This is a genomic window from Bacillus sp. EB106-02-03-XG38 (assembly GCF_058792175.1).
In genome coordinates, this window is record NZ_JBYTED010000001.1 from 257,906 (window position 1) to 275,726 (window position 17,821).

Here is a 17,821-nt window from a genome sequence, read left to right on the forward strand (position 1 = left end):
AGGAGGCACTTTCATGGATTGTATGAAAGAATTAATGAGGTATAGTTATATGCTTATATATAAGGTTGGGGAGTATACAGGAGAGGTAAGAGACGAAGAATTAAAGGAATTATTACAACATCATTTACCATATATGTTGCAAGCATATAATGAACAAGTGAACTTTCAAGAAGGAGAGAATGTACAACATATAACTTGTGAATCAATTCCATATCAGTTTCATGAAATGGAAAAGGAAACTGATAGTAAATATACAGGTGATATGTATATTGCAACTTGTTATATTTCGCATTTAAAACGGTTAGCAATAAAGTTTGCTCAAGTGGCAGTTGAAGTTGCAAATCCAGAATTCCGCTCGTTTTTAGAAAATTGCTTCTTAAAAATGAATCGTTATGCCTATAGTGTATGGCAATATGTTGTGAAGAAAGAGTATAAGATTCAACATGTATATGAAAATGAGAAGTTTGCATAAGAAACTAAGGCGGAAAGATAGGCGCCTTAGTTTTTTTACTTTTCACGGAGAAAAAAGAATAGATGTCTATGTTTATTGTCAGAAAATTTACAAATATTTACCGTTTATTTACTATTTTTCAATCTCTCCTTTAAAAATAGAGAGTAATATGGGGATTGTACATATTCTATCTAAAGGAGGAAACGCAAATGAACAAATGGGTTAAATCATTAACTGCTATGGCGCTTGCAAGTTCTTTATTAATGGTAGGTTGTAGTAAAGGTGAGGACAAGAAGAAAGAAGACGATACAACAACACAACAAGAAGACAAAAAGGATAAAGAAACCAGTGGAACTGAGAAGTCTACCGATTCTAAAGAAAAGAAATAAAAATAATAGAGCTTCCTCTTATATGAGGAAGCTTTTTTGTTGTAAATTGATTGAGATTATTGAAAAATAGAGGAAGAATGAAAGAGGGGGGAAACAAATGAAAGTATGTATATTAGGAGCAACAGGTCGAGTAGGTTCCACCATAATTAAATTAGCATTAAAGGATTCAGCTGAAGTGACTGCATTAGCCCGTGATGTAAAGAGAGTAGAAATACAAGATGAAAGGTTACGAATGATAGAAGGTAATGTACTAAATGAAAATGATATAAAGAAAGCGATTGAAGGAAGCGATATAGTAATAAGTGCACTTGGCACGGATCGAAGTGGTACGTTAGCGAAGAGTATGCCATATATTATAAAGCAAATGGAAGAAGAAGAGATTCATAAAATCATTACAATAGGAACAGCAGGTATTTTACAAGCGAGAACAAATCTAAATTTATATCGATTTCAATCAACGGAATCAAAAAGGAAGACAACAACCGCAGCAGAAGATCATTTAGCTGCATATAAATTACTGAGTAGTAGTAATTTATGTTGGACGGTCGTTTGTCCGACGCATTTAATAGACGGTGATGTAACAGGAGTATATCGAACTGAAAAAGATGTATTACCAGAAGGGGGAGCGAAAATAACAGTTGGTGATACAGCACAATTTACGTGGAATCTATGTAGTGAAAATGAATATGAGAATAGCCGAGTAGGCATTTCCTATTAAAAAAACCATCCCGAAACTGGGATGGTTAAAAGACGATATAACATACAAATATGATAATCATAATGATTTGGAGAATGGCTTTCGCTACTGTACTGCTTAAAAAACCAACTACAGTAGCAACTCCTACTAGAAAGGCGTCTTTTGGCGCTTTTTTATGCATGAGCTCTGTAATAAATATCGATAAGAACGGTATGATAATTAAACCGAATGGTGGGAAGAAGAAAGATCCGACAATGATAGAAATCATACCGACACGTTCTCCCCATTTAGAACTCCCGTATTTCTTTAAGAAATATCCATTTGCAATAAAATCAGCAACGAAAATGAATAGGGTGAAAATAACTTGAATAATCCAAAAGGAAGTTGTTAGTTCTCCGCCATTTATACCAAAATGGTAAATGAAATATCCAGCCCAAACAGCAAGGATGCCTGGAATGATTGGATAAATAAAGGAGAGAAATGAAACAATGAAACAAGCAATGATACAAATTGTTAATAATACTGTCACTTTATAACTCCTTTTTTGTGTCTAATTTATGTACTGCAATTTTTTTCACTTGATGTCCATCAAGTTCTAGTGCTTTAAATTGAAAACCTGCAAATTCAATGAAATAGCCAGCCTCAATATTTAAGTCTACTGCTTGGGAGAGGAGCCAGCCTCCAATTGTATCTAAATCGCTATCATCAATATGTAGGCCAAACATATCATTTACTTCAGAAATGAGCACTTTCCCATCTAAAACAGTTAACTTCGGCGTGCGTTTTTCAATCATAGGTGATTCATCCGCATCAAACTCATCTTGAATTTCTCCAATGATTTCTTCAAGAATATCTTCCATTGTTAAAAGTCCAGCAGTTCCACCATATTCATCCATAACAATTGCCATTTGAACGCGATTCTTTTGTAAATGTACTAACGTTTTGCGAATGGGAACAGTTTCAAATACAGTAAGTACTGGATGAATGTAGGATTCAAGTGGCTTATGAATGCCTTTCGTTTGATCGTGAAATACTTCTTTCGTATTGATCATACCGATAATATCATCTTTATCTTTTTCGATGATAGGATAGCGTGTATACTTTTCAGTTGCGACGATATCCATATTTTCTTCTAACGTATTTTCAGTAGATAAGCAAATCATTTCTGTACGAGGAACCATAATTTCTTTTGCAACTCGGTCGTCAAATTCAAAAATATTATTTACATATTTATATTCGGTTTGATTTATTTCGCCACTTTTGAAACTTTCTCCTAAAATGAGTCGTAGTTCCTCTTCAGAATGAGCGAGTTCATTTTCTTTAGCAGGCTCTAAACCGAGTAGTTTTGTGAAAAAGATAGCTGTGCTATTCAGTAGCCAAATGAATGGATACATAATTTTATCAAATAAAATAAGTGGTCGTGCAAACTTAAGTGTGATTGCTTCTGCTTTTTGAATTGCAAAAGACTTTGGAACTAATTCACCTAATACAACATGGAAAAATGTAATCACACTAAAAGCAATAATAAAGGATAAAGTATTCGCCATTGTTCCAGTAATATTAATCTTTTCAAAGAGCGGTCGTAGTAAATGTTCCACAGTTGGTTCACCAAGCCAACCAAGTCCTAAAGAAGTAATTGTAATCCCGAGCTGACAAGCTGATAAATAAACATCTAAATTAGATATGACACTTCTTGCAGCTAAAGCTTGTTTGTTACCTTCATTTGCAAGTTGGTCAATTCGACTTTTTCGTACTTTTACAACAGCGAATTCTGATGCAACGAAAAAGCCGGAAATAAGGATAAGTACAAAGATGAGAAAAATATTTAATATGTCCAAGTGTGTTCTCTATTCCGTATTTGGGAATAAAGATGTCACCTCCTGCGATTATGTTATACTTTTATAATAAATCCAAACGAAAAGAATAGTCAAAGAAAAAGGGTAAATATTGGTATGTTTCTGCAATAGTTTTTGAATGTGCTGTTATTTTGTCCGCTATACAAAAGGAATAACCCCCTACTTTCAGATTATAGAGGGTTATTTCAAATTAAGGTTTTGGAATACTTCTCGTTAAAGCGTATGATTGTTGTTTAAAGTAGTTTGTCGTCCACAGTGTTTGAAGGAACGAGAGTATGCAATACGGGATGTACAAAAGCAATAAGCTAATTGTAATAATAATAGGTGCATTCCCGCCGAATTGAACGATAAATTGCAATAGTCCGCTTGCATGAAAAACGCATTCCATAAAAACGAATGAAAGTATAATGGAACCTAAAATAGATTTGTGATTCGAAGTAAGTGCCAAAAACAATGTATCTACAAGGAAAGAAGATTGTTTTATTTCATATTCATTTGTGTTACTTAAGAACGGAATCCATTTTTTAATTGCTTGCATAACGATAATCATAGAAGTACTACAAACGATGATAAAAGATGAGTAGTAAGGAAGTTTTATAAAGTTTGCTATGTATAGGAGTAGTAATAAGACTGAGCATTGTAATAATACAGTGCACAAAGAGTAAGGTATCCATCTTAATAAGGAAGTGAACTTTTTAACCGAATGAGGTGCTTTAAAAAATAAATGGCCGATCCCTAAACTGATGAAGAATCCGATCGCAAGAGTAAAGGTAAAACGAACAATCGATAAAAAATATATTTCCCATATGTAAGGGAATAACGGTGTTGAATGATTGGAAGTATGTACCATCTGATTTGCAGAGAAAAAGATGGATTCGTGCATCCAATCAATCTTTGGAACTGTCATAGAAGAGAGTTGCGCGAAGTTATGAAGAATGCTTATTAAGCCAGTTATGTAAGAGTATTTATGTGTAATGAATAATGCAGGAATAGGACTGATGATAAATATAATGAGAACACCAACGATAAATTTACATATATGTGAGCGCAATAAAGACATGTAATCACCTGCTCTTAGAATATTCAGAAAATTCTTATTCTTATTTTAGCTTTTTTCGGCGTAAGTTACAATATATTTTTCTTAAAGAAGTTTAGTATTGTACGGGATATAAGTGAATGAAACGTGAATAAATTATGACAAGAAAATGAATAATTTTCAGAAAAGTAAAATAAATTATTTATTTTTTTCTGAAAATATAATATAGTTATGGCACAGAAAGTATTTTAACATAAGGAGGCTGTTTATGAGGATTAAAGGGAATTATGTACCGAAAAGGGAAGTTTTATTTTGCTCAAGTTCAATTACAATAGGGGAAGCACTGGAGCATTTAAATAAAACTGGTTATCGTTGTGTACCGGTTTTAGATGAAAAAAAAGAGAAATATTTAGGGAATGTATACAAAGTAGATATTTTAGAATATAAAGGTTCGCTGGAAGAGAGTGTCGTACAATTATTAAACGATAAAGAAGGTTATGTTAGAGAAGATTCTTCGTTCTTTAAAGTATTTTTTACAATAAAAAAATTACCTTATTTATCAGTAGTTGATGAAAAAGGAATATTTCTTGGAATTTTAACGCATAAAAAAGTTTTCGAGTTATTAGAAGATGCTTGGGGCGTTCATTCTAGTAAATATTCTGTCATGATTGGGACGCAGGATTATAACGGGGCTATTCAAAAATTATCGACTGTATTAAAAAAATATACAGGTATTCAAAGTTTAATGACTTTTGATAATGATGCCTTATTAGTCCGAAGAATTATGTTTACATTAGGAGAAGAGTTTAACGACGATGAATTAGAGACGTTATTGAAAGATTTAGAAGATCACGGATTTAGAGTTGTATATGTGGAAGAGATGAAAAATCCACGTGAAGTTGAAACGATAGAGTAACATGCAAAAGCCATCTAATTATGTTGGATGGCTTTTGCATGTTACGTGTATAAAATTATTTTTAAATAATGATAGGGTAAAAATTGAGATTGTAACAAAATTTGTGTAAAAGAATAAAAAAAGTAGATAATTTTGATTTTCAAAAAAATCAATTTGAAAATATGTTTTTATTTTTCAACTAAATATGTTACTATATGTGTGATAAAAACAAAGAGGTCTGACAACTATACTCCACGCAATACCACTCTAATGAGTTAAATATTCAAAAAAATCAAAAATCAAAAATTAATAGTTAGAGTAAGAATAAGGGGAATGGAGAAATTATGGAGAAAGACACTGCTTTGTAAGGGGCATATTTTATCAGCTTGAGCAGAGAGGAGGATGCATAGCATATTGTGAAAATAAAGATAAACAATGAAAAAGTGCTATGCAAATGAAAAGTATGAAGGGACGTTTAAGGCCAGGTGATACGGTAGCAATTGGTTTAATGTTATTTGCGCTATTTTTAGGAGCAGGAAATTTAATTTTCCCACCAGTTTTAGGGCAACAAGCTGGAGAGAATGTTTGGATTGCTACAATTGGATTCCTAGTAACGGGAGTCGGATTACCCCTATTAGCTGTAACAGCTGTCGCGTTTGTAGAGGGGGACTTGAAAGCGCTATCTTCTAGAGTTCACCCTTTATTTGCGTTTATTTTCCCATTGATTAGTTATTTAGCAATTGGACCATTTTTCGCGATTCCGCGTACTGGAGCCGTTTCATTTGAAATGGGTATGAAGCCATTTTTATCAGAGGCATTGGTTTCCGAGTGGTACATGCTATTTCTTTTCACTATAATTTTCTTCGGAATAACTTGGTATTTATCATTAAATCCATCTAAATTAGTGGATTGGTTCGGGAAATTTCTTACACCATTGTTAGTATTGATTGTTGCTGTAATTGTCGGAAAGGCAATTATTGATCCAATTGGAGAACCGGCTACGCCGCTAGCAGCATACAAAGAAAATGCCTTCTTTGGTGGATTTATTCAAGGATATTTAACGATGGATGCAATTAGTGCACTTGTATTTGGAATTGTCGTTGTACAAGTTATCCGCTCTAAAGGAATAAAAGAAAGTAGTCAAGTTGCAAAAATAACAGTAGTATCAGGTATTATTGCAGTACTTGGTTTAACGTTAATTTATTTATCACTTGCTTATCTTGGTTCAACAAGTACATCACTTGGGGTATCAGAGAATGGTGGACTTATTTTAACGAATGTTGTAAATGAGTTATATGGAACAAGTGGTAAAATTTTATTAGGGCTTGTTATTATCCTTGCATGTTTAACAACTTCTGTTGGATTAACATCAGCTTGTGCGGGCTTCTTTACAAATTTATTCCCTAAACTTTCGCATAAAGCGATTGTAACAATGGTTTGTGTCTTTAGTTTAATTGTATCTAACCTAGGTTTAACACAATTAATCGCAGTTACATTACCAGTGTTAATGATCATTTATCCAGTTGCAATCGTATTAATCGTACTTTCTTACTTCCATAAATGGATCGGAAAGCGTAATACTATTTATATTGGAGCTATTTTAGGTGCATTGTTAATTAGTTTCTTTAACGGTTTAGAAAGTGCGAATATTAAAATTGACGCGATTTCTAACGTACTACAAATGTTACCTTTATATAAAGAAGGAATAGGATGGTTAATCCCATCATGTATTGGCGGGATTCTCGGTTTCTTCTTCTATAAATCAAATGAATCAAGTGAATTGCAAAAGAAAGGTGCTTAGGCGCCTTTCTTTTTTTAAAAGGGAATTTTTTTATTTTGTCTAAGTAATAATTGGGAGGAATGATAAAATGGCTAATTTTGAAGATTTTTTAAATTTGGATGTAAGAATTGGAACGGTAACACGTGCTGAGGAATTCAAGGAAGCAAGAGTTCCAGCGATTAAACTAGAAATTGATTTTGGAGAGCTTGGAAGTAAGCAGTCAAGTGCTCAAATTACGAAAAGGTACAATCCAGAAGATTTAGTTGGGCAACAAATCGTTGCGATTGTAAACTTTCCACCGAAGCGCGTGGCTGGATTTAAATCAGAAGTACTTGTGCTTGGCGGAGTACCTGAAGCGGGTGATGTAGTATTACTTCAGCCTAATATGGAATTACCAAATGGAACAAAAATTAGTTAATGTAAAGGCAGGGGTAACATGGATATCGGACGAGAATATTTACAATGTGCCATTTCGAATTTTGAAGCAACAAAGAAACAAGGGGAACGGGTGCTTTTACAATTATCATATGAACAGATTGAATGGTCTTCCTATGAAGAAACAAATAGCATAGCAATCATAATTAAGCATCTACGCGGTAATATGCGTTCTAGATGGACGGATTTTTTAACATCTGACGGTGAAAAAGTAGATCGTAACCGAGATGCTGAATTTAAAGGTGGTTATCATTCTAAGGAAGAAGTTCTCGTAGCATGGCATGAAGGATGGGAATTTGTTTTTAAAACGATGAATGTGCTAACGCCGGAACATTTATTACAGACCGTATATATTCGCGGTGAAGCGCAAACTGTTATGCAAGCAATTGAAAGACAAATTTCTCATTATGCTTTGCACATAGGCCAAATGATTTATATCGGTAAAATGTTAAAAGAAAATGATTGGGAATGTTTAAGCATTCCTAGAGGACAGTCTGCACGTTATGTAGAGAAAAAGCGTTCAACATAATAATAGGAAAGAAACCGATATAGAATGGGAAATAAGAAAATAACCAAAATGATAGATGGTTCTGTAATCATAAGAATGCTGCCAAAAATAAGCCCATATATAATTAGAAAGAAATTAAATAGTGTATTCATTGGGATAAATCTTGGGATGCAAACTTGCTGCCGCTTAAAGCAATCACTGTGAAATACATACATGCGGCAGTACCGTGCGGCAGTAATAAGATCTTTCTTTCGTGCAATTCTTTTTTTGCATATATGACAGATGAAGGGTGGTTGCATTTCATTACGCTCCATTTTTCATATTTGTAATTATGTAAGACAAAAGTAAGTATAAAGTGTATATCCCTATATACGCTCCTGCACTTAGAAAAAATGGATTTAGTAAAATGCTATGAATACTTGTCATGAAAACTAAATCTTGTATTAAAACATCATATATACGAATAGAAATAATTGTACCGAGTACATAAAGAGATAAGTACGCTGAAATATGTAACGCAACGCGGATTGTAGGATGCTTAGCAAGCCAATAAAAAATAAATGATAGAACAACGGGTAATGTTCCTAGTAGTAGCTTCAATTCATTTCACCTCATTAACAATATAGCCGGAATTTAGACGGTCTATTCTCTAGAGCTTGTACATAACTTGAAATAGAGAGGGTGATAGTATGAATCGAGGCTTTTTTTATGTGAAGTTTACGAGTGTACGAAAGTTAATATTATTTATTATTGCTACAGTACTAGCGACTTTTTTTCTTATTAGTATGATGGTAACTTCTATGAAAGAGACAAAGTCAACGTATTTATATAATTGGTTAAATGAGTTATCGATGAATGGTTACATGTACGTTCTTGGAAAAGAGAATCATTATTTTACACAGGAATATCGGAATTTAAATCAGGATTTTTCCATTTCTTCGTTTCTTTTTTCTATGGCAACGAATATTCGTTTCAACGATGTACGCAGTTTTGTTGGCAAAGAGCTACCGGGTTTTGGTAAGTACGATACAGAAATTGTTATTGCGGGTGAAGGGACAAATTATTCTAACTTACCGATAGAGTCGAGCGTCCCACTTGAAGAAGTAGTAAAAGAACGGACTGGAGAAGGTGGACAGGCTCAAAAGCCTGATACGAGCAAAGAGAAAAAGCAACCGGCTCAAACGACAGGGAAACGACAAGTTGCGTTTATTTATCATTCGCATAGCTGGGAATCTTATTTGCCGTTACTGAATTTAGCAAATGATCCAAATCCGAATAAAGCGACAAGTTCTGTCACGAATATTTCAATAGTTGGCGATCGATTTCGTGAACAATTAGCAAGTGAAGGGATTGGAGCTACTAACGACAAGACAGATGTCGGTCAAAAGTTGATTAGTAAAGGGTTAAATAGTAATAGTTCTTACAAAGTGTCACGGGAAATTGTACAAGAAGCGATGACAGGAAATAAAGAGCTGCAATACTTCTTTGACTTGCATCGTGATAGTGCTCGGAAGAATGTTACGACAAAAACAATTGGTGATAAATCATATGCGAAGCTTGCATTTGTAGTAGGGAAAGGAAATAAAAACTATGAAAAAAACTTGCAATTAGCAACGGCTTTACATGAGACGATTAGTAAGAAGTATCCAGGAATGAGTCGTGGTGTCATTCAAAAAGGATTCCAATCAGGAAATGGTGTTTACAATCAAGATTTATCCGGGCAAGCGATATTAATTGAAGTTGGTGGCGTAGATAATACAGAGGAAGAACTAAACCGATCGATTGATGCCCTTGCTAAAGCGTTTGGTGAATATTTCTGGCAGGCAGAAAAGGTGAATGGATAAAGTAAAACAAAAATGAGTAGGAGAATTTGAAAAAACGTGAGTATAATGCTTACGTTTTTTTGTCATGATAAGACGTCACAGAATAGACATAATTTGTCATTGTTATAGTAATATCGAAATTTGTCAAATTATACTGGGAGATTTACAAAGGGATTTTCGGGAAAATAGAGAAAATCTTTTTACAAGGAAAGCTTTTTATTCTAAAACTGATAGGATGATTGAAGTGATTAGGGAGATCCAAGTAGAAGATGCAGCATCATTTTTGCAATTAAGTAAGCAATTAGATGAAGAAACGAAATTTATGTTATACGAACCAGGAGAAAGGAAATTTACAGCCGAGCAACAAGAGCAAATGATTCATCGCTTTATTGAAAATAAGTATGCAACAATATTGGTAGCAGCTGAAGAAGAGAGAATAGTAGGGTTTATTCTAGTGAATGGGAATCATATGCAAAGAAAGAGACATGTAGCAAGTGTTGTAATTGGTATTTTGCAAGAGTATAGTGGTCGAGGTATTGGGACGAGATTGTTTAAAGAGGCTGAGAAGTGGGCAAGATTACATGATGTATGGCGTTTAGAATTAACGGTAATGGCCCACAATACAAGAGCTCAGGCACTATATAAAAAAGTTGGATTTGAGAAAGAAGGTGTCAAAAGAGCTGCTCTTATTATCGATGAAGAGAACATCGATGAGTATGAAATGGCCAAATTATTAAAATAAGAGGTCGTTATATGAAAAAAAGATGGACACTACTTGGTATCGTAGCGATGGTACTTATTGTTGGAGTAGCAGGAGTCAATTATAAAATGTATAAGGATAAGCAGGCGCACGAGGTAAATGTAAATAACATATTTCCGAAAGCGAAAGAAACGATTGCGAATATGGATGGTGATATTGCGGTCATTAGTAATCCGAATTCGATGCTTGTGCTTGTAAATAAAAGTAGGCGTTTGCCAGATGGGTATAGACCGCCAGATTTAGTTATTCCGAAAGTGCGCTACTCAAGTGAAGGTGATCAAGAAAAGAAAAAAATGAGGAAAGAAGCAGCAGGGGCATTAGAGGAAATGTTTCAGCAAGCTGATAAGGAGCGCATTTTCTTATTTGCAGTCTCTGGATTTAGATCTTTTGATCGACAAAAAGCATTAAATACGATGTATAAAAAACAAGATGGAGAAGCAAAAACAGCGATGTCTAGTGCAGTTCCTGGAACGAGTGAACATCAAACAGGGCTCGCAATGGATATTACATCTCAATCTGCTAAGTTTCAGTTAGAGACAATTTTTGGTGAAACGAAAGAAGGGCAGTGGCTTTCTGAAAATGCCCATAAATTTGGTTTTGTCATTCGATATACAAAAGAGAAAGAATCGCTTACGGGCTATCGATTTGAACCATGGCACGTGAGGTATGTGGGAAATCCACAAGCTACATATTTATATGAAAATCAACTGACACTTGAAGAAGTAACGCAGTGAACAATTGAGGGGAGAGAAGGATTATGACGATGTTATATAAGAAAAAAGTACACGCATATGTAACAAGAGAAAAAGAAGGAGTTATGCAACTGCTTGTTTTTAAACATCGTGATATACCTGAAGCTGGTATACAAATACCCGGGGGAACAGTTGACGAAGGGGAAACGTTAGAAGCAGCACTTTTACGTGAAGTACAAGAAGAATCTGGATTACGTCATTTATGCATAGAACGACTCTTAGCCGATTACATCATACATGTGAAAGAAAAAAAGGAATATCAAAAACGCCATTTCTTCCACATAACATTACTAACAGATGTAAAAGATGGTTGGGAACATATTGTAAGTGCTGGTGAGGAAGATGAAGGTTTAGTATTTTGCTACGAATGGATTGATATTGCAAAATGCCCTGAATTAGCCGAGAAACAAGGTGAGTTTTTACATTTGCTAGATGAGGTATATGTAAAGTAATGAAAGTGTCTGAAGCGAAAATTTATTCGTTTCAGACTTTTTTTATTTTTCGGGAAATAAAAAGGTTTTACTATTTGTAAGTTGAATTCTTTTAAAGGGATTGTATTTGTATATACGAGGAGCGGAGAAAATAAACAAGTTATAGATACATGATATCGATAAAAGGCTTTATAGAAGGAGAATGAAAATGGAGATGCAGTTCAATGCACTATTACAAAAAGAATTAACAATTCATGAAATACAAGCAGCGATGGAAGCTGGGCAATTAACTTCAAAAGAATTAGTTATGTATTACCTTCATAGAATCGCAAAATATGACCAAGATGGACCGAAAATTAATTCTATTTTAGAAATCAACCCAGACGCAATCTTTATTGCGGAAGTGTTAGATCATGAAAGAAAGACAAAAGGAATAAGAGGTCCATTACATGGTATACCTGTGTTACTTAAGGACAATATCGAAACGAATGATTCTATGCATACAAGTGCAGGTACAATTGCTTTAGAACAAAATATTAGTAGTGAAGATGCAATTCTCGTTACGAAACTGCGGGAAGCAGGGGCAGTCATAATAGGAAAAACAAATATGACAGAATTAGCAAATGGAATGTCGTTTGAAATGTGGGCTGGATATAGTGCAAGAGGTGGACAAACAATAAACCCTTACGGTACAGGTGAAGATGACATGTTTGTTGGCGGCTCTAGTACAGGATCTGCTATAGCAGTTGCTGCTAACTTTACAGTAGTATCTGTTGGAACAGAAACAGATGGTTCTATATTGAGTCCGGCGGTTCAAAACTCTGTAGTAGGAATTAAACCGACTGTGGGTCTAATTAGTCGTAGGGGAATTATTCCGCTTACTTATTCACAAGATACAGCGGGACCATTTGCTAGAACGGTAACAGATGCGACAATTTTGTTAGGGAGCTTAACTGGGGTGGACGAAAAAGATGTAGCTACTCATAAAAGTGAAGGTATGGCAGAGCAGGATTATACAAAATATCTTGATGTTAATGGCTTACGTGGAGCAAAGATCGGTGTATTTAGCGATGCACCAAAAGATTATTATGAAACCGGTGAGTATGATGAAAATTTGTTTAAGAATACGATTCAAGTCTTACGTAGTAAGGGAGCGACAGTAGTAGAAGATATTGATATTCCGTCTTTTCATAGAGAATGGAGCTGGGGAGTATCGCTCTATGAACTAAAGCATAGTTTAGATAACTATCTTTCTAAATTACCTTCTACTATACCAGTACATTCTATTTCAGAGTTAATGGCGTTTAATGAAAACATAGCAGAAAGAGCTTTGAAATATGGACAAACTAAGTTAGAAAGAAGAAAAGGTGTTCCTAATACGTTAAGAAATCCAGAATATTTAAATGCAAGATTAGAAGACATATATTTTTCACAAGAACAAGGTATTGATTTTGCATTGGCAAAATATAATCTTGATGCAATTTTGTTCCCTTCTTATATTGGATCCACTATATGTGCGAAAGCAGGTTATCCATCTATAGCGATACCCGCGGGATATATGGATAACGGGAGACCGTTTGGAATTACGCTTGCAAGTACTGCTTTTTCTGAGGGGACCTTGATTAAACTAGCATACGCTTTTGAACAAGCGACAAAGCACCGAAAAATCCCTAACTTATCATGAATAAAAATAAATAGGACAGGAATTCCTGTCCTATTTATTTTTATTCATTAAAGTGAAATATCTTTTTGCTTTGTCTTATCATATTTTAATAAGTTAAATGATAAACAAGCAGAGCACAATATAAGGATAGAAGCGAGAATATAAATCGTACGAACACCGAACAAATCGGTAATAATTCCAACGCTAAGCATAGAAAGACCAGACGCTGTCGAGAGGAGTGCATATTTTCGATCTTAAATAGTAAGTTAATAAACGATTTTGCAATAAGCACACCACCTTCTTTAAAAAATATTTCCTTAGTTAGAATAATTATAATTTGAAAATTAAATTTTCGAAAGAATTTAATTTTTTGTCACTTTTTGAAAGGGATTTTCATGTATAATGAAGAATATATTAATATAGTATTTTAATAATACTCATTATAACAGTGAATATGTACAATAGCTTGTAGTAAGCGCCCATGTATTAGAAAGGGCGGATAAACCATTCTTTTCTTCATATACATATAGAAAATGAGAAAGAAAGTGAGGGTTGCATATGGCTGCATGGGTAATTTGGTTTATAATAGCAGGTATTTTATTTATTGCAGAGATGTTGTCGATTACGTTTTACATGCTTTGGCTTGGAATTGGAGCTGTTGTCGGAGGTCTAATAGCTTTGTTTGCTCCCGAAGCACTACTGTTACAAGTTATTGTCGGTGCGATTGTAAGTTTAACATTGACTTTCTTTACGAAAAGAATTTCAAAAAACTTTCGAGAAGCAAAAGGTTTTACTGATACAGTAGATATGCTAGTTGGTAAAAAAGGGATTGTTATGCAAGCGATTACAAATGAAGTGAATGGTATTGTGAAGGTGGATGGAGATACTTGGACAGCTATTGCAGATGATCCAATTGATGCTGGAGAAAAGGTTATTGTTATAAAGAGGAATAGTACTATATTACAAGTGAAAAAGGAGAGTGAATAAATATGGCAGTAGCAATGACATTAACCATTATTTTCGCACTAATTGTTGTTACATTTATCGCATTAACAATTAAGATTATTCCACAGCAAAAAGTTGGAGTCGTTGAAAGATTTGGTAAGTTTCAACGTATAATGCAGCCAGGATTAAATTTATTAATACCGATTGTGGATCGCGTTCGTGTATATCATGACTTACGTATTCAACAAACGAATGTACCACCGCAGAAGGTAATTACGAAAGATAATGTACAAGTAGAGATTGATACAATTATTTTCTATCAAATTGTGGAACCGGAACTTGCGACATATGGTATTTCGAACTATGAATATGGTGTTCGTAACATTACTTCTGCAACGATGCGTCAAATCATTGGTAAAATGGAACTGGATGAAACGTTATCAGGTCGTGAAAAAATTTCAACAGAAATTCGCTTAGCACTTGATGAAGCAACAGAAAAATGGGGCGTTCGTATTGAACGTGTTGAAGTTGTAGATATTAATCCGCCAAAAGACGTGCAAGCATCGATGGAAAAACAAATGAAAGCAGAGCGTAATAAACGTGCAATCATTTTAGAAGCTGAAGCTGCAAAACAAGATAAGGTCCTTCGTGCTGAAGGGGAGAAGCAAAGTAAAATATTAATGGCTGAAGGGGATAAAGAGGCACGTATTCGAGAAGCTGAGGGTATTAAAGAAGCGAAAGAGTTAGAAGCAAAAGGGGAAGCGAGAGCGATTGAGGAAATTGCAAAAGCAGAACAAAATCGAATTGAATTGCTTCGTGAAGCAAATTTAGATGAGCGTATACTTGCTTACAAATCATTTGAATCATTGGCTGAAGTTGCGAAAGGGCCAGCAAATAAAGTCTTTATTCCATCTAATGCAATTGAAACACTTGGTACTCTAGGGGCGATTGGAGAAATCTTTAAAGAAAAACAAGCAAAGAGATTACCTCCTTCAGATACACCAAAAGAACAATAAGAGTGAAAAAGAGAAATGGATTGCCATTTCTCTTTTTATTTTTGAGCTGAATAAAAAATATTAACCTCTTTGCCACTATGGATAGGGCTTTTTGTATGTCTCTTTTGAAAGTATAATAAGTTTAGAGTGCTTGAAATTGTTAAGTGGAATAACTCGATTACTAAAACGGATCGAACAACTTTTAAAGTAATCTGTTTTTGTGAAAAACCAACTATTTTTGTTAAAGAAAATTTAGAATATGATATAATGGGATTTTGTGGATATTAAATAAGGGGGTGGAGAATACATGCAATTACTACTAATAAGACACGGTGAATCCGAAGCAGATATTTTACATGTACATGAAGGACGAGCTGATTTTGAATTAACAGAAAAGGGAAGACAGCAAGTGCAAAGGCTTGTACAGAAAGTGAAAGCAGATTTTCCGCCAGATTTCATTTGGGCAAGTACATTAAAACGTGCTCGTGAAACGGGTGAAACGTTAGCTGAAGGAATTGGATGCCCAATTCAACTAGAAGAGAAATTAATGGAGTTCAATAATGGAGTACAAGCAGGCCTTTCATTTGAAGAAGCAAAAAAGTATCCAGAGCCAAAGTTTCTTCATGACCGTTTTGAAAATGGGGAATCATTTATTGAATTTAGAATGAGAATAGAAGGAATCTTTTCTAAAATCGTGACAGAGAATACATATGATCGGATTGCAATTGTTGCACACGGAGGTGTAATTAATAGTCTATTACGTGCGTTTTTCAAAATGCCTATTTCGATGGATTATTATTTTAAAATGGGAGATACGGGAATCAGCTTAATTGAAATGGATGGCGAACAAAAAACGGTACATTTTATTAATGATACAAATCATTTAGACGGGATGTAAAGATCAATGTATAAAGTAGTGTTCTTTGATGTTGACGGTACTCTTTTAAGTGAGATTGATAGAAGTATGCACGAAAGTACGATAGAAGCGATACAAAGATTAATAGATAAAGGGATTCACGTAGTTATTACTACAGGGAGACCATATAGCTTATGTTCGCAATTAAAGGAACTAGGCATAAATATGTTTATTTCTGCAAATGGTGCACATATTAAGTGTGAGGAAAGAGTTCTACATAAATCAGTACTTTCTAGTGAAATCGTTCATGATATCTCGGAGTTTGCTGCATTACATGGTCACGGTATTTCTTATTTTACCGAGGATTTTGCAATGAACGGAATAGCCTCGGATAATGAGAGTGTAATGCAAGCACTTAGCGAGACGTTGAATTTAGAGAAATATCCTGAAAAAAGCAGGGAATTGTCAGAAGAGGTCTATTGTTTATGTTTGTATGCGGATGAAATAGAATCTCAAAAATTTATTGAAAAATACCCAATGCTTACATTTGACCGTTTTCATAGTTACGTAATAAACGTATTGGAAGATAATAAAGTATCAAAATTAACTGCAATTCAAAAGGTATTAGATCACTTGAACATTTGTAAATCAGAAGCGATTGCTTTTGGTGACGGTGGAAATGACATTGAAATGTTGCAGTATGTAGGATTAGGTATTGCGATGGGGAATGGCGGAGAAGAGTTAAAAACAAGAGCTGATTTCGTTACAAAGAAGGCGAGTGAAGGTGGTATTTCCTTTGCCTTAAAGGAGTTTCGTATTATTTAATAATAATAGCTAGTCAGTTTGAAAAGTCCTGTTTTAATGACAGGATTTTTTGTCTAACAATATTCTTGCAATAAAAGGAAAAATGTGAGTATAATGAAAAGTAGTTAGGTAAGCTAATTAAATAAAGAGAAAGGAGAGTGAAGATGAATGGATTCAAAAAAAGATTCTCTTCCTTTAGGGATTGGACCGTATGCTGAGCTAATAAAAAAGACAGCATCAGCGGATACGGATTCAATCGCAGCAAAACTTGGTTTGTTAATGTTATGGACGTCTGATAATGTTCTTGATGCTGTTGATGTAGATTTAGCTCCGCTTGGTATTTCGGAAAGTAAATTAGATTTTTTACTGTTGTTTATTTTGCGTGAAATGGAATCAAATGGGGAAGAAGTGAACATGAGTCCTTCGGATATTGCGAGTCGATTAGGAATAACACGTGCTTCTGTCACTGGCTTATTAGATTGGATGGAGAAACGAGAGTTAATCGTAAGGTTCCATCATTCTGAAGATCGAAGAAGATTAAAAGTGAAAATTACTCCGAAAGGAAAAGAGCTAGTTATGCACACTTTACCAACTTTTTGGTTATCTTGCGCTTCGTTAGTTGACGACTTTGATCAAGAAGAGCGTCAAGTTTTAGAGAAACTATTAAATAAAATGCAAGTAAATATGCAGGTGAAATTAGGAGAAGGTAGGTAAATAAGTTGATTATAAAGGTCAACTTATTTAT

The 17,821-nt window shown here is 34.4% G+C and carries 22 protein-coding genes and 1 pseudogene; 17 read left to right on the forward strand and 6 right to left on the reverse strand.

Annotated elements, in window-relative coordinates:
• Window positions 1–13 precede the first annotated feature (13 nt).
• The 3 genes from AC3WTI_RS01255 (at window position 14) to AC3WTI_RS01265 (ending at window position 1,558) form a co-directional block, all read left to right on the forward strand.
• Window positions 14–472 carry a spore coat protein gene (locus tag AC3WTI_RS01255; protein WP_097841397.1) on the forward strand — a complete coding sequence of 153 codons (459 nt, stop codon included), beginning with the start codon at window positions 14–16 and terminating at the stop codon, window positions 470–472.
• 188 nt (window positions 473–660) lie between these two features.
• A complete protein-coding gene (locus AC3WTI_RS01260) occupies window positions 661–840 on the forward strand; it encodes a hypothetical protein (RefSeq protein ID WP_001045960.1) in 180 nt (59 codons plus the stop codon).
• 97 nt (window positions 841–937) lie between these two features.
• On the forward strand, window positions 938–1,558 hold the full coding sequence (locus AC3WTI_RS01265) for an NAD(P)-dependent oxidoreductase (RefSeq protein WP_087959604.1): 621 nt from the start codon (window positions 938–940) through the stop codon (window positions 1,556–1,558).
• 25 nt (window positions 1,559–1,583) lie between these two features.
• Here AC3WTI_RS01265 and AC3WTI_RS01270 read toward each other — a convergent pair whose 3' ends face one another.
• From AC3WTI_RS01270 to AC3WTI_RS01280, 3 genes are all read right to left on the reverse strand, one after another.
• Window positions 1,584–2,066, reverse strand: a complete 483-nt coding sequence (locus AC3WTI_RS01270) for a DUF456 domain-containing protein (RefSeq protein WP_097841398.1) — start codon at window positions 2,064–2,066, stop codon at window positions 1,584–1,586.
• 1 nt (window position 2,067) lies between these two features.
• Window positions 2,068–3,375, reverse strand: coding sequence for a hemolysin family protein (locus tag AC3WTI_RS01275; protein ID WP_048527438.1), 1,308 nt, complete (start codon window positions 3,373–3,375; stop codon window positions 2,068–2,070).
• Between the two features lie 208 nt (window positions 3,376–3,583).
• A complete protein-coding gene (locus AC3WTI_RS01280; protein ID WP_087959606.1) occupies window positions 3,584–4,453 on the reverse strand; it encodes a hypothetical protein in 870 nt (289 codons plus the stop codon).
• 244 nt (window positions 4,454–4,697) lie between these two features.
• Between AC3WTI_RS01280 and cbpA the strand changes: the two genes are divergently transcribed.
• The 4 genes from cbpA (at window position 4,698) to AC3WTI_RS01300 (ending at window position 8,068) form a co-directional block, all read left to right on the forward strand.
• Window positions 4,698–5,345: a cyclic di-AMP binding protein CbpA gene (gene cbpA / locus AC3WTI_RS01285; protein ID WP_087959607.1), complete on the forward strand. Its 648-nt coding sequence runs from the start codon at window positions 4,698–4,700 to the stop codon at window positions 5,343–5,345.
• A gap of 442 nt (window positions 5,346–5,787) precedes the next feature.
• Window positions 5,788–7,125: a branched-chain amino acid transport system II carrier protein BrnQ4 gene (gene brnQ4, locus AC3WTI_RS01290; protein WP_395940406.1), complete on the forward strand. Its 1,338-nt coding sequence runs from the start codon at window positions 5,788–5,790 to the stop codon at window positions 7,123–7,125.
• Between the two features lie 67 nt (window positions 7,126–7,192).
• Window positions 7,193–7,522: a chaperone CsaA gene (gene csaA, locus AC3WTI_RS01295; protein ID WP_048527442.1), complete on the forward strand. Its 330-nt coding sequence runs from the start codon at window positions 7,193–7,195 to the stop codon at window positions 7,520–7,522.
• Window positions 7,523–7,540: 18 nt separating this feature from the next.
• Complete coding sequence (locus tag AC3WTI_RS01300) at window positions 7,541–8,068, forward strand: DUF1572 domain-containing protein (RefSeq protein ID WP_087959610.1); 528 nt, start codon at window positions 7,541–7,543, stop codon at window positions 8,066–8,068.
• On the opposite strand, the gene AC3WTI_RS01305 is transcribed toward AC3WTI_RS01300, so the two are convergent.
• Together AC3WTI_RS01305 and AC3WTI_RS01310 are read right to left on the reverse strand one after the other, a co-directional pair.
• Complete coding sequence (locus AC3WTI_RS01305; protein WP_142305878.1) at window positions 8,041–8,346, reverse strand: permease; 306 nt, start codon at window positions 8,344–8,346, stop codon at window positions 8,041–8,043. The two genes, AC3WTI_RS01300 and AC3WTI_RS01305, sit on opposite strands and share 28 nt — an antisense overlap.
• Window positions 8,347–8,350: 4 nt before the next feature.
• Complete coding sequence (locus AC3WTI_RS01310; protein ID WP_097841401.1) at window positions 8,351–8,647, reverse strand: hypothetical protein; 297 nt, start codon at window positions 8,645–8,647, stop codon at window positions 8,351–8,353.
• Window positions 8,648–8,736: 89 nt separating this feature from the next.
• Here AC3WTI_RS01310 and spoIIP point away from each other — a divergent pair, with 89 nt between their 5' ends.
• From spoIIP to AC3WTI_RS01335, 5 genes are all read left to right on the forward strand, one after another.
• Entirely contained in the window at window positions 8,737–9,891 is a 1,155-nt protein-coding gene (gene spoIIP / locus AC3WTI_RS01315) for a stage II sporulation protein SpoIIP (protein ID WP_087959612.1), read from the forward strand.
• Between the two features lie 223 nt (window positions 9,892–10,114).
• On the forward strand, window positions 10,115–10,612 hold the full coding sequence (locus tag AC3WTI_RS01320; RefSeq protein ID WP_142286522.1) for a GNAT family N-acetyltransferase: 498 nt from the start codon (window positions 10,115–10,117) through the stop codon (window positions 10,610–10,612).
• A gap of 11 nt (window positions 10,613–10,623) precedes the next feature.
• Complete coding sequence (locus AC3WTI_RS01325) at window positions 10,624–11,364, forward strand: M15 family metallopeptidase (RefSeq protein WP_097841402.1); 741 nt, start codon at window positions 10,624–10,626, stop codon at window positions 11,362–11,364.
• Between the two features lie 23 nt (window positions 11,365–11,387).
• Window positions 11,388–11,834, forward strand: coding sequence for an NUDIX hydrolase (locus AC3WTI_RS01330; protein WP_087959615.1), 447 nt, complete (start codon window positions 11,388–11,390; stop codon window positions 11,832–11,834).
• Window positions 11,835–12,021: 187 nt separating this feature from the next.
• The gene (locus AC3WTI_RS01335) at window positions 12,022–13,497 is read left to right on the forward strand and encodes an amidase family protein (protein ID WP_097841403.1); all 1,476 of its coding nucleotides are present in this window, start codon (window positions 12,022–12,024) and stop codon (window positions 13,495–13,497) included.
• Window positions 13,498–13,544: 47 nt separating this feature from the next.
• On the opposite strand, the pseudogene AC3WTI_RS01340 reads toward AC3WTI_RS01335, so the two are convergent.
• Window positions 13,545–13,718: pseudogene (locus AC3WTI_RS01340) on the reverse strand (MFS transporter); the annotation flags it as partial.
• A 316-nt stretch (window positions 13,719–14,034) separates the two neighbouring features.
• Here AC3WTI_RS01340 and AC3WTI_RS01345 point away from each other — a divergent pair.
• From AC3WTI_RS01345 to AC3WTI_RS01365, 5 genes are all read left to right on the forward strand, one after another.
• Window positions 14,035–14,463 (forward strand): NfeD family protein, encoded by a 429-nt coding sequence (locus tag AC3WTI_RS01345; RefSeq protein WP_087959616.1) that lies wholly within the window; start codon window positions 14,035–14,037, stop codon window positions 14,461–14,463.
• Between the two features lie 2 nt (window positions 14,464–14,465).
• Window positions 14,466–15,437, forward strand: a complete 972-nt coding sequence (locus AC3WTI_RS01350; protein WP_087959617.1) for an SPFH domain-containing protein — start codon at window positions 14,466–14,468, stop codon at window positions 15,435–15,437.
• Window positions 15,438–15,723: 286 nt separating this feature from the next.
• Window positions 15,724–16,314, forward strand: a complete 591-nt coding sequence (locus tag AC3WTI_RS01355) for a histidine phosphatase family protein (protein ID WP_087959618.1) — start codon at window positions 15,724–15,726, stop codon at window positions 16,312–16,314.
• A 6-nt stretch (window positions 16,315–16,320) separates the two neighbouring features.
• Window positions 16,321–17,097, forward strand: a complete 777-nt coding sequence (locus tag AC3WTI_RS01360) for a Cof-type HAD-IIB family hydrolase (protein WP_087959619.1) — start codon at window positions 16,321–16,323, stop codon at window positions 17,095–17,097.
• A 147-nt stretch (window positions 17,098–17,244) separates the two neighbouring features.
• The gene (locus AC3WTI_RS01365; protein WP_087959620.1) at window positions 17,245–17,790 is read left to right on the forward strand and encodes a MarR family winged helix-turn-helix transcriptional regulator; all 546 of its coding nucleotides are present in this window, start codon (window positions 17,245–17,247) and stop codon (window positions 17,788–17,790) included.
• Window positions 17,791–17,821: the final 31 nt, after the last annotated feature.